This window comes from Niastella sp. sgz303648 (genome assembly GCF_059587045.1).
Genome location: NZ_JCAPSW010000020.1, coordinates 125,422 through 137,303, shown reverse-complemented (window position 1 = coordinate 137,303; position 11,882 = coordinate 125,422). Strand labels below are relative to the sequence as shown.

Sequence of the window (11,882 nt, the reverse complement as noted above, 5' to 3'; positions counted from 1 at the left end):
TACGCTACGCCATCCCCATGGGCAATACTATTTCATTCCCACGCGCTATAAACGTATGTATGCACTGTCAATAAGGACCTTTACAATAGCTGCTCTACGTACAACCAGCGTCGTTTCATTTAATGATACATAAACACTTCGGGCAAAAGAATTTTCAAAAGATCACCTCATCATTTTTGTGGGCTGTAGGTTACAATCCCCCAGAATTTTGACTTGATCCATACAATCCCCCAACTTTTCAACCTGATCCTGCAAAACAAAAACCATCAGTTAAATTTCAAGGTTACAAAGTCCATCTTCCTGATCTTTTTTTGCAACGAAGGCAGTGCAGCAAAACCGGTAGTATTTACTCCCGATACCCGGAATCTTTCATTTCCAGGAGTTTTTTCAACTCCGTTAATTTTTCCTGGTATACCTTTTCGAAATTAATATCATTATTTGACTTAGGTGTCACACGTCTCAAAATAAACTCAACTTTTCCAAATTCCCTGGTAAATGCTGTTCGGGTTCTTAAATATGGTTTTTCAGCCTGAAAATTATAGACTATTTCCTTGATCTTCCATTCCGTTTGGGAGCTATCAGTTGGCTCGGTTTCAACACTTACACTAAAGTTCCGAACGTATTTCAAGCTGTCTTTACTCAAATAGAATTGGTCGTTTGAAAATCCATATTCCCCTCCGTCACCTTTAAAAAGATAGAGAATAGTATTCCCTTGATTATTCATAATTGTTTTATAGGACTCGCAATTGTCACCAATACAAATATCTTTTGTTAAAGTCGCTTTTGTATGTATTTGGTTTGAATACAGTGAATGTAAGCTGTCTATGAACCTGTCACCAAACTTTATGTCAAAGTTATTTATATCTCTAAAAGGATTATTGAAAAATCTATTTGCTATTTCAAGTGAAGAGTCTTTTGTTGCAGTGTCTTTATTCTGAACAATAGCAATATTATCTACCTGATTGTCTACCTTCCGGTAATTACAACAGATCAAAAAAAATGTCCCCCAAAATATTAGTAGTACGTTTTTCATAAAATTACCAGGGGCACTCAAGTGAGCCCTTTGGTTATATATCGTCACAAAATAATAAATTTGAAAAAGAGCTTATCCACTATCTAATCCGAAAATTAAGCGGACAGAAAAACAATCTTCCCGATGAAATCGGGCACGGCCTTAATCTCCTTTACTTTTACTTTCCCGCTCATGAGTATCTACATGGGCCAGTTTACCTTGTCACAATAATTTCTTTAGGAGTTCATTTCTTTTATGGGTATCCTGAATACTAAAATAATAAGCTAAATGTATCAACAGGGAACTGCCTTCACCAGACGATAAAGAGCCGGGATCCCTGTCTTTGGCAACATAACTCCGGTAAATCTTTGCTATTTCCGGTATTTTGTCTATTTTTTCTTCCAGCAATTTCATATTATCTTCGTCACTATCATCTCTTATATCGCCTTCAATTATACTTCCTGCAATGTAGAGGCTGGTTTTAAATAGTTTGATCCGCTGTTCAGCCTGCCTGGACGTAAAATCGACCGTTTTATTGGCCGCCACGAACGCTTCCAACGAGCTATCTATATTTTCACTAGCCGGGTAAGAGTTATACTCCCTAAGCTGGCTACTGATTTCATAAAAACCGTTGACACTGTTTATATTCAGTCCCTTTGTTTTTTCTACTGCATAAGCAATACAGCTTAATAACAAGTCATCGTCCTCGTATTTTTCGTTAAATCTGACTGCGAACAATTTAGCTGAGGCTTGGGGCGGACTGGCAGTCCTGCTGTTTTGACAATTGCTCAAAACAATGCTTAAAAAAATGAATAGGTACAGAGGAACTGTTTTATTGAACATAGCTGAATGCATTGAGATAAAAATAGTTTATTTCAGTTGGCTCTTTTTACAAATTTGCCAAACCGTCCCGACAAAATTAAAAAAGGGCCTTCAGGCCGGTGAACCTGAAGGCCCTTTTAAGTTCGAAATATTCCTGTTAAAAAGGAGCTTTAGTCAAGCCATTGTCGATAATAGAGCTGCTGATAGAATTAAAGCAGCAATAAACCGGTAATACGCTTCTATTCCTTCCAAACCTGCGTCGTAACCACATTGTCATTGCCGGTGAAAACAATAAAGTAACTGCCTTTTGCCAGGTTAGTAACGTCGATTCTGGTTTTGGTTGTACCCGCAGCAACAGGGATGGTCTGCCATACCTTGCCATCCACACCAACCACCCGTATAAAGGCAGTATGGCTGAAGACCGGACAGGTAACCGTAACTGGTGTATTTCCGGTAATCAAACTGGGATAAACATTGAATGGCTGCGCATTCAGGTTGTTGAAAGAAATAATACTGCTGTAGTTGATGGTCCCGCTCTTTTCAACCGACTTTAGGCGGTAATAAACACCCCCTGCCGGAACATGCGTATCAGTGGCTGTATATGTATTTAGCTCTGCTCCTTTAGCGGCTACCTGCTGCACCGGCGTAAACACATAACCATCTGTGCTTCGCTCTGCGATATAATAACTCATATTTATTTCATCGGCTGTTTGCCAGTTCAGTTGTATGTTGCCGTTTTTTCGCTGACCACTGAAACGCAACAGGGTTTCCGCCAGTGCCTGGCAGGCGTTCAGCGTAAGACTTTTGCTGGTGGTATCGGTACAGCCACCCACTGTACTGATGACCGATATGGTATATGTTCCTAAATCCGAAGCCGAAACAGGGTTGAGTGTAAGGGTATTCCCGGCGCTGGTACTGCCGTTGGGGCGTTGCCAGGAATAGCTGTAGAAAGGACTCGACGGGAGGGTAAACGTTGCAGCGCCGCCAACACAAGTACTGCCGGTAGTGACCGCATTGGGTAGTACAAGCGTGTCGACAGTAATACTTTGCGAGAAGCTGTTGGCACAGGCGTCGACCATCTGGAACGTATAGGTGCCGGATGAAAGCCCCGAAAACACAGGGCTTGCCTGCAGAGGCGTGGTAGTTGGACCAGAGATGATCTGGAACTGATAAGGAGTCACGCCGCTGGTAGTGTCGGGCAGCAAAGCTACCTGCCGGGTAGCACCGCAAATGGCTACGGCAGCCGAAGCATTAAATACAGGCTGGATATAGGGAGGTACGACAACGGTGTCATTGATCACATCGCAACCCCAGGCGGCCATTCCGCCCAGGGATACAGCCGTGTAAGGACTTATATAATGAAACGTGGGATACCAGGTGGAGCCTGAAGCAACATTCACTATCGAATCGCTGAAGGGAGAATTGGCGAAAAAGACATCATATGAGGGATTGACCGTTATGCGGCCATACGTGAACGCCGAACCGAGCACAGTGTTTGATGTGGCGTTCAGCATTATCTTATTGGCGCCCGTACAGCCTTTTATCAGCGGGGTCGCAAACGTAGAATGGCGCAGTTGTGAAGGCGCTACCGTAAACGTGGCGCTGTCGATCTCTCCGCAAATGGTAGTTACGTACAATTTATAAGTGCCGACCGTCAAATAGTTGACACGGATGAGCGTACCGAGAAACACGTTGTGAATGGTATCCGGGTAATTAAGAGTGTGCACGGTGCCGTCGGCTGTTGTCATGGAAGAAGGGCCGGATGCCATTATAATGTCGCCCGTCCTGTTGGTAGGATAAAATTGCAATTCCACCGCCGTTGTTCCCTCCTTGCAGGTGGCGTACATAAAGACATTCGCACTGGTTATTTTAAATCCGGGCGCCGTGTCCCAATCGAATAACAGCGAATCTTTTTCGCAGCAATCCTGCCGTATTATTTTATACCCCGTGCCTGGCGGGTATCCGCTAAAGGTGGAATTATTGAGTTGTGAGGCCAGCATGGTGCCGGAAGGACTTACTAATGTATACGTGATGCTACCGCAGTGCAACGTTGAAGGGATATTGGCATTATCATAGTTATAATCGAACGTATACGTGTATTGGTTGCCGCAGGTTGCAGAGAGTGTGGGCGTTGGACGCATATCGAGCTCTTTCAGCAAATAGGAAGTGCTTTGAGAAGACCCGCAAGCATCGGCAGCCGTTATGGTCAAAACTTCGTTGGCCCCATAGGGATGATGGTACCTGAAGTAGAAGGTATCCACTATAAAACCAGATCCAACGATAGCAGGATTGGTAAGCACATGCGTTAACACACGGCCATCCGGCAGCGGCAATGTAAGGGTATAGGGAGGCTTGTAACTTGTTGCTACATTCAGGGTCACTGAATAGGCAAAAGAATCGCAGGCCTGGTACCAGAAGCTGGAGCTGGAAAAGTTCACAGCGCTTGCGCTGGTGAGCACCACCGTTCTGGTTTGAAAATTTCCGCAGGAATCGGTAACCTGGCAGGTATAGGTGCCAACAGGCAGGCCGGTAAATACATTGCTTGTTTGTGAGCTAACAGTAACAGGCGAAGGGCTGATCAACGAATAAGCCATCGGCGCCCGGCCGTTGGTAACATTAATGGTTATTGAGCCATCGCTGCTCGACGGGCAGGATGGTAATTGTGGGCTGATAGTCACCGATGGAACGGCATAAGTACCGGTAATGGTGCAAGTGCTGGTAACCGACGTATTGCAATTATCGGTTACCTGTATCATATAGGAGCCCGGCGCCAGCGATTGCAATATGTTCGACGATTGCGGCTGTGCCAGGGTTGGCCCTGCAATGATGCTGTAAGTATATGGCGTTGAACCACCCGATGCCGATACAGTAGCTGTGCCTGAAGCCTGGCACCGGCTTTCTGTAGGGGTGACCGAATTGATAACGAGCGGTGTGGCCGCAGGGCATTGTGCTTTTAAAGTATACATGCCTGCCAGGGACAGTGCCAGACAAAATAAAAAATAATGTAATACCCTGGGAACAGTTTTAATTCTCATAGTTACGGGTTACGGATTATATATACGTATTGCGGCCGGCAAGGTATTTATAATTATTTAACGGTGTTTTCGAAATACTTGGATGTTGCATGGGTGTTAGTTATTATATATAGACATTTTAACCACATACATAATAATTTTTCCAGGTGACTTCCTATGTGCCCTTATGCTCTTTCATGGCGGGGTATGGTTTAAAAATCAACTTGCCCTGGCTCATTTCTTTTTGGGTGGAAAAATTGAATTTGATCTTTGGGCTTAGCATAGATAAAAATCTGTTGATGGCCGTTGTCCTTTACCACGACCAAAATCATAATGGAAATATATGCAATCATAAATGGCAATTTTTTATATTGTGTCCCAATGAAGCGTCTATTTATATTAACCCAATGCCTGATTGCGTTTATTGCTGCAGCGGCCCGGCAAAAAACAGATGACCAAACTCTTCTCACCATACTTAGCAACAGAAATGAACAACTTTTTGCCAAAAATGATTCACTAATTCGCAGCTATTATCGGCAATCTGATTCTGCCGCCAGGGTTCAATTCCTTCATTTTTTAAATAATCAAACCAACAGCAATGATCTGTTTTTGGCTGCCCGCAGCCTGGCCTGGAAAGCAGTGGTGATATTCCGTTTCCCTTTTCACAGTAATGAAAGCAGCCTTTACATGAAGCAGGCAATAAACAAGGCAGTGGAAAGCGGGAATGAATACCTGATGGTACAATGTTTTGAAATATATGGCGACTATTGCCTTTCTACCGATAAACCTGAAACGGCGCTGTTTTATTTTTTAAAATCAGCTGAATTAAGAAAAAAACTGGGCGATAAATATTTTTTCACCAGGAACGTACAGGTGTTTGGAACCCTGGGTGAAATATTGTATAAAATGCAGGAATACGAACAGGCAATACAATACATACAGCAAAGCATCAGCTTACCAGCCAACGGAAAAAACCAACACACTTCTTCATTAAACACTATAGGGCTTGCATACCAGCGGCTAAGTAAGTATGACTCTGCCCTCCTATGGTATAATAAAAGCCTTGCCAGCGCCATGGCAAACAATGATACCATTTGGCAAGGCATTATAAAAGGTAATATCGGTTCGCTGTATTTTGAACAAAAGGAAGACGGCAAGGCGCTGCCTTTACTCTGGGCAGATTATAACATAACTGTTAATAATGAGCTCAATAATGCCGGCAATACACTTCACCGCATTGCACTCATATACCTTAGGCAAAATAAAATAGACAGTGCTTTTCTGCTTGCCTCAGCCGGTTTTCGTATTGTAAGCACTTTTAAACCGGCAAACCAATGGTTTATCCGCAACGCTTATTTTGCACTCAGTGAAATATTCAGAAAAAAGGGTAATATAGATAGCGCCTTTTACTATGCCAATATCTATCACAGCATAAATGATCTGCTTCATCAGGCCGTGGCCCGGAACCGTGCCGATGTGGTGCAAACAAAGCTCGACTTTGAAAAAACGAGTAATAGCATCCATATTTTATTAAGCGAAAAAAAGGTGGAAAAAAACAGACGCAACCTTTTGTTAGCCGGCATACTACTGTTATTAATTGCCGGCTGGCTTTATTTCAGGTGGCAAAAACAATTGCATCAAAGCAGGCAACAGCAATTGATGCATCAAAAAGAAAAGGCTGAGACCGAAATAAAAAACGCACAGGAACAACTGTCTGAATTTACCCGGCACATGGTTGAAAAAAATGAATTGATTGAAAAATTGCAGCAACAATTGCAACTCCAGAATATGGAGATAAATGAAGAACTGCTCAATCAATCCCTGCTTACCGAAAACGATTGGCTGCGGTTTAAGGATATGTTCGATAAAGCCAACCCCGGTTTTATCAATCAGCTAAAATTAATTGCCCCTGATATTTCTGCTGCCGAAATACGTTTTGCAGCACTTACCCGCCTTAATGTAGGTAATAAGCATATAGCGTCTATGTTGGGTATTGGTACCGATGCTGTTCGAAAAACAAAAAGTCGCCTCCGCCAAAGGCTGAAACTGACTGCTGAAACAGAACTGGACAATTTTATTAAAAGCATCTCCTAAGCCACTACCCTTTTCTGTATTGATTTCCAGATAATTACTCTTTAGTGAACAGGTTGTCACGTTTTGTCACGGGGCTTGTCATGTTATGTCCTGCCCAAAAATAGCATCCCCTTTTTAGCAAGACTACTTTCGCATCATCAAAAAACAGATTGCCTAAAGTAAAAAATCATATCGGTTACTGGCTGCTGGCAATAGGTATGCTGCTGTTGCTGTATTTAATTTATAAAAGCTGGCAACGCAGCCAGAAAATAGATGAAGCATTAAAACAAACACCCATAGAGGTCAATCAAAAATGAATGGTATGAAGCAAACCCTCCTTTTTTCAACACTTACTTTTTTGTTCCTTGTTGTTTTCCAAACATCATTTACCCAAAACGTAGGTGTCGGAACCCTCACCCCGTTACAAAAACTGCATGTGGAAGGAAACTCCTATATTAAAGACAGTCTGGGATTACGTATTGTAAACCCTGTCGCCATACTGGATGTAAACGGAACAGCTTTGCTCAGGGGAAATAACAGGAATTCATTTACAGATTCTCTGCGGGCAGGTGTTGAATTTTTTTCGGGCAGAACCGCTGTTAATACAAAACCCTTTGGACTTATCAAGCCTGATATTGCATTCAATTTCGGCGGCGCCGGCGGCGGATACCGGCATTTTATTGCCACCCGTCATGATAGCCAGCTTTTCTCCGGCACGAATGGCATTGATTTTTATATTAATCATTCAGGTACCGCAACCGGATCTTCGGCTCCCGGCATTGGTAATTTACCTGCCTTGTCTGTTACAGATTTGGGACTTGGCCTCGGTACCATCAACCCTTACTATAAAATGGATATACTGGGATCAGGCTCTGCCAACCAGATCCATTTTTACGACAGTGCAACTAATGCTGAGATGGCTTTGGGCACCGGCAGCACGTACAGTTTTATAGGTACAGTTTCGCCAGCCAAATTTGGAATAAAAACATCTAATCTTTACCGGGTTATCGTAAGCGAAAACGGGAATGTAGGTATAGGCAATTACATCGCAAGCCCAAAACGTACTGAAAGTACAAACCGGAGCCATCCTATCATCTACCAACGGCGCAATCATAACCCTTAAGGATATGGACTTCAACAACGATGGCGACTTCAACCAGGGAGCCGGGCAGGGCACCATTGTATTTAATGGTACTGCCAATAATACCATTTCGGGTACCGCCTCACCGCTGTTCGATATACTGCACCTTTTTAAAACCGACAGCGGCAAACTAAACCTGCAGCAGAACATACGGATAGGCACAGCCCTTATATTTAATGGGGGCACCCTTGACCTGAATGCTCAAAATATTTTGCTGGCACCCACGGCTTCGTTGTCAGGTGAATCGGAAAACAGCCATATCACCGGCATCAATGGCGGCTATGTGCAGATCATTAATACGCTCACCGCACCATCGGTTGCCCGGCCCGGTAACCTCGGTGTAGAAATCACTTCGGCCAGTGACCTGGGTTCGGTAATCATTCGCCGCGGGCATCAATCGCAAAAAAATGGTTTTGGTAATGGCAATACAATTTTGCGCTATTATGATATCATACCTGTTAATAACACGGCGCTCAATGCCAGGCTTCAATTTAACTATCTGGATGCAGAACTGAACGGCTTAAATGAGATGGGTCTAAACATGTGGACAAGTAGCGATAACAATCATTGGACCAACCTGGGCTTTTCGACACGCAATGCCACCGGCAATTACATAGAGCAGGTTGGAATAAAAAGCTTTAACCGGTTTACCCTTACCGGAACAAACAATTCCTCGTCGCTGATATGGGATGCTTTCAATACCCAATGTATTTCCGGGAAAACACAGATTAGCTGGAAAACATTGCAGGAACAAAACACTACTGTATTTGTTGTACGGCGGAGCGTCGATACCCGTAACTGGACCAACATAGACAGCCTCACTGCAGCAGGCAATAGCCAGAGCCCCCTATCCTATTCCTATACCGATCCTCAGACTTCGGCCGGCGTTGCTTATTACCAGATATTACAGGAGGGGTTAGACAGACGCCAAACTTATTCTCCTGTGCTTGCAAGCTATTGCGCGCAGCAGGAAGACATCAAAGTATACCCCAATCCTACACAGAACCTTTGTTGGGTGAGCATACAATCCGAAAGAAGCCAGCCTGTTTCCATGAATTTGTATAATGCCCAGGGTGCATTGCTGAAACAACAGGCGGTAGCAATACAAAGGGGAAATAACGTGTTTGAGCTATCGCTGGCTAACTTTCCCAATGGCGTTTATACACTGTTATTTACCTGGAGCGATGGAAGAGTAAAAGTGATCAGGGTAGAAAAGACCTGAGTTTGCTTTCTTAAGGATTACACACATCTTTAAATAATCAGAATTATTTCTTCCTCAACATCCGGCCCAACTTATATGTAGTCTGGAGGATGTAGCGCCGGGCAGCCGCCCCGACGAAAAGACAAATAAGTCCAACTAAAGACTTGTAGAAATTATTATCTGCAAGCCTTTTTGTTTTCAGCCTATTTTGGGCATTATGGCAATTTATGCCATCAGAAGAATAATACTTGATGACCCGGATGAACTATCCCATGATTTGGCACACTTTTTAGATGCAGGTGCACTGTTTTAATATCAGTAATTAATCGCATTTATTATTTTGGATGTATATTTAAAATGAGATGATAATCGAATTTCCTATGAAATCTTAATTCGTGAACAATCTAAAAACTTATGAAGAAAATCCTCCCAGTTTTAATCTGTGCCCTTACATTATTTGTATCTGTTGCCTGTAAAAAAGATGGGGAATCTACAACCGCTTCATTGGCTCTCAATGACCATGACACAGCATTCGTGCACCCGGGGCTGTTAAGTACACAGGCCTCATTCGACCGTATGAAAGCAAAGGTAGGTTTAAAAGCCGAGCCCTGGCTGTCCGGATGGAATGTACTCACAGCCAATGCCCATTCCTCACTCACATGGAGCATTAACCCGGTAGATATCGTTTACAGGGGCAGCGATGGTGTGCATGCTGAGAATTATTCCCTGCTGTTCAATGATGTAGCAGCAGCATATGCTACTGCTGTCAGATGGAAGGTGTCAGGAAATGATGCTTATGCAGAGAAATCCATTTCTATTATGAATGCCTGGTCTTCCGGTTTAACAAGGCTTGCAGGTTCCAATGACTCTATACTGGCAGCCGGTTTGTATGGTTATGAGTTTGCCAATGCCGCAGAGATCATGAGGAGTTATAAAGGCTGGAGTCCATCTGATCTTGCCCGTTTTCAGAAAATGATGCTAAAGGTATTTTACACAGTAAATCATACATTTCTTACAAGAAAGGAAAAATGTATGTCTCATTACTATGCCAACTGGGATTTGTGCAACATGTGTTCGGTATTGGCTATAGGAGTACTCTGTGATGACAGGGATATCTATAACGAGGCTATTACATACTTTAAATATGGCCCTGGTAATGGCGCTATTGGGAATGCAGTTTATTATATCCATCCCGACGGATCGGGTCAATGGCAGGAAAGTGGCCGTGATCAGGGACATACTATGCTGGGTATTGCACTTATGGGCGCTTTCTGTGAAATGGCGTGGAGCCAGGGAAATGATATATTTGGTTATGATGATAACCGTTTTCTCAAAGGAGCAGAATATGTAGCAAAATACAACCTGATGGAAGATGTTCCATTTGTAACATATTCTAATTGTGTGGGTGTAAACCAAACCGTGATCAGCGATGCATCCCGTGGTAATTCACGACCAGTATGGGAACTGGTGTACAACCACTATGTAAAACGTAAAGGGTTATCAGCACCGTACAGTGCCCGATATGCGCAGAAAGTAAGACCAGAAGGTGGAGGGGGCAATTATGGCTCTGGTTCCGGGGGATTTGATCAGTTAGGGTATGGTACATTGACATGTACACTGGAATAGATTTTTAAAAAGCCGGCTTCGAAAGAGGCCGGTTTTTTATAGGGTGTCCCGCCAATGGGCGGAACTGCTGCTATAGTAAACGGTACCCTTGCTTTGGTGGGTTATATATTATTATATCAGGGGTTTAAGTCAGGAACGTTCATGAAAACTGATAAGCAGGGTACTGTTTAAATTGATAAAAATCAACACCTTTGGTTCATTTTTATTCCTAATTTTAATATTAAATATAGTTTACTGAATTTTTCCGCAGGTTAAGGCTTTACATGTAGCAATGTTCAGGCTCTCTCTATTAGCAGCAATAAATTAACGCCAATATAATTTTCTTATGAAGCCTGGTTTCCCGATTTTTTCTTTATCCTTCTTAACGGCATAGACGAAACACATTTATTGAAGTTCTAAAGAAACCCGCACCTCACCAGCCTGTTTGAAAACCCTATATTATCCAAAGATCATTATCAATGGAAGGACCGGATTTTGTCTTTCCCGGATGAGGAGAGAGACGTTGGTATTATCATCATCTGATTTTAAATAAAAAAATCTTTAATGGTATGAGTAAAAGGCATTCCCCTGCACATATTCTTTCCGTCATTAGTTTGTTTTTGCTCGTTTTCCTTGCATTTAATGCAATGTTTTCCCGGTCTGCTGCACAAACGACCAGATGGGTGGCCCCCAAAGAGGCAGACGATCTGAAGAATCCGCTGGTGGCCAACAACAGCATACTGGCAGCCGCCAAAGCTTTGTATACTGCAAATTGTGGCCCCTGTCATGGCGATAAAGGTCGCGGTGATGGCCCTGCAGCTCCCGGCTTAAATCCCAGACCAGCCGATCATACTTCTGCTACCGTGCAAAACGAAACAGACGGCTCCCTTTTCTGGAAACTCACTGAAGGCCATACTCCAATGCCCTCCTATAAGAAGATATTTACCGACGAACAGCGATGGGAGCTTGTCACTTATATCCGATCGCTGGCAAAAATGGCTAAGAAAAAATAGC

The 11,882-nt window shown here is 43.2% G+C and carries 10 protein-coding genes; 6 read left to right on the top strand and 4 right to left on the bottom strand.

The genetic code is table 11. The annotated features are described in order from the left end of the window. Positions 1-346 precede the first annotated feature (346 nt). The 4 genes from AC59IL_RS34510 to AC59IL_RS34495 form a co-directional block, all read right to left on the bottom strand. Positions 347-1,033, bottom strand: coding sequence for a hypothetical protein (locus AC59IL_RS34510; RefSeq protein WP_496556822.1), 687 nt, complete (start codon positions 1,031-1,033; stop codon positions 347-349). A 201-nt stretch (positions 1,034-1,234) separates the two neighbouring features. Then, positions 1,235-1,855, bottom strand: a complete 621-nt coding sequence (locus AC59IL_RS34505) for a hypothetical protein (RefSeq protein ID WP_496556821.1) — start codon at positions 1,853-1,855, stop codon at positions 1,235-1,237. 218 nt (positions 1,856-2,073) lie between these two features. Further along, entirely contained in the window at positions 2,074-4,869 is a 2,796-nt protein-coding gene (locus AC59IL_RS34500; protein ID WP_496556820.1) for a T9SS type A sorting domain-containing protein, read from the bottom strand. A 191-nt stretch (positions 4,870-5,060) separates the two neighbouring features. Further along, entirely contained in the window at positions 5,061-5,201 is a 141-nt protein-coding gene (locus tag AC59IL_RS34495) for a hypothetical protein (RefSeq protein ID WP_496556819.1), read from the bottom strand. Positions 5,202-5,229: 28 nt separating this feature from the next. On the opposite strand from AC59IL_RS34495, the gene AC59IL_RS34490 reads away from it, so the two are divergent. The 6 genes from AC59IL_RS34490 (at position 5,230) to AC59IL_RS34465 (ending at position 11,881) form a co-directional block, all read left to right on the top strand. Further along, positions 5,230-6,942 (top strand): tetratricopeptide repeat protein, encoded by a 1,713-nt coding sequence (locus AC59IL_RS34490; RefSeq protein ID WP_496556818.1) that lies wholly within the window; start codon positions 5,230-5,232, stop codon positions 6,940-6,942. A 149-nt stretch (positions 6,943-7,091) separates the two neighbouring features. Continuing rightward, complete coding sequence (locus tag AC59IL_RS34485) at positions 7,092-7,238, top strand: hypothetical protein (protein WP_496556817.1); 147 nt, start codon at positions 7,092-7,094, stop codon at positions 7,236-7,238. 5 nt (positions 7,239-7,243) lie between these two features. Continuing rightward, a complete protein-coding gene (locus AC59IL_RS34480) occupies positions 7,244-8,044 on the top strand; it encodes a hypothetical protein (RefSeq protein WP_496556816.1) in 801 nt (266 codons plus the stop codon). Positions 8,045-8,048: 4 nt separating this feature from the next. After that, positions 8,049-9,284: a T9SS type A sorting domain-containing protein gene (locus AC59IL_RS34475; RefSeq protein WP_496556815.1), complete on the top strand. Its 1,236-nt coding sequence runs from the start codon at positions 8,049-8,051 to the stop codon at positions 9,282-9,284. A gap of 393 nt (positions 9,285-9,677) precedes the next feature. Beyond that, complete coding sequence (locus AC59IL_RS34470; protein WP_496556814.1) at positions 9,678-10,889, top strand: alginate lyase family protein; 1,212 nt, start codon at positions 9,678-9,680, stop codon at positions 10,887-10,889. A 548-nt stretch (positions 10,890-11,437) separates the two neighbouring features. Next, on the top strand, positions 11,438-11,881 hold the full coding sequence (locus AC59IL_RS34465; RefSeq protein ID WP_496556813.1) for a c-type cytochrome: 444 nt from the start codon (positions 11,438-11,440) through the stop codon (positions 11,879-11,881). Position 11,882: the final 1 nt, after the last annotated feature.

Coding starts and splice junctions, on each gene's coding strand:
- AC59IL_RS34470 (WP_496556814.1), top strand. CDS start 9,678: ATGAAGAAAATCCTCCCAGTTTTAATCTGTGCCCTTACATTATTTGTA.
- AC59IL_RS34490 (WP_496556818.1), top strand. CDS start 5,230: ATGAAGCGTCTATTTATATTAACCCAATGCCTGATTGCGTTTATTGCT.
- AC59IL_RS34495 (WP_496556819.1), bottom strand. CDS start 5,201: ATGATTGCATATATTTCCATTATGATTTTGGTCGTGGTAAAGGACAAC.
- AC59IL_RS34500 (WP_496556820.1), bottom strand. CDS start 4,869: ATGAGAATTAAAACTGTTCCCAGGGTATTACATTATTTTTTATTTTGT.
- AC59IL_RS34480 (WP_496556816.1), top strand. CDS start 7,244: ATGAAGCAAACCCTCCTTTTTTCAACACTTACTTTTTTGTTCCTTGTT.
- AC59IL_RS34465 (WP_496556813.1), top strand. CDS start 11,438: ATGAGTAAAAGGCATTCCCCTGCACATATTCTTTCCGTCATTAGTTTG.
- AC59IL_RS34510 (WP_496556822.1), bottom strand. CDS start 1,033: ATGAAAAACGTACTACTAATATTTTGGGGGACATTTTTTTTGATCTGT.
- AC59IL_RS34505 (WP_496556821.1), bottom strand. CDS start 1,855: ATGTTCAATAAAACAGTTCCTCTGTACCTATTCATTTTTTTAAGCATT.
- AC59IL_RS34475 (WP_496556815.1), top strand. CDS start 8,049: ATGGACTTCAACAACGATGGCGACTTCAACCAGGGAGCCGGGCAGGGC.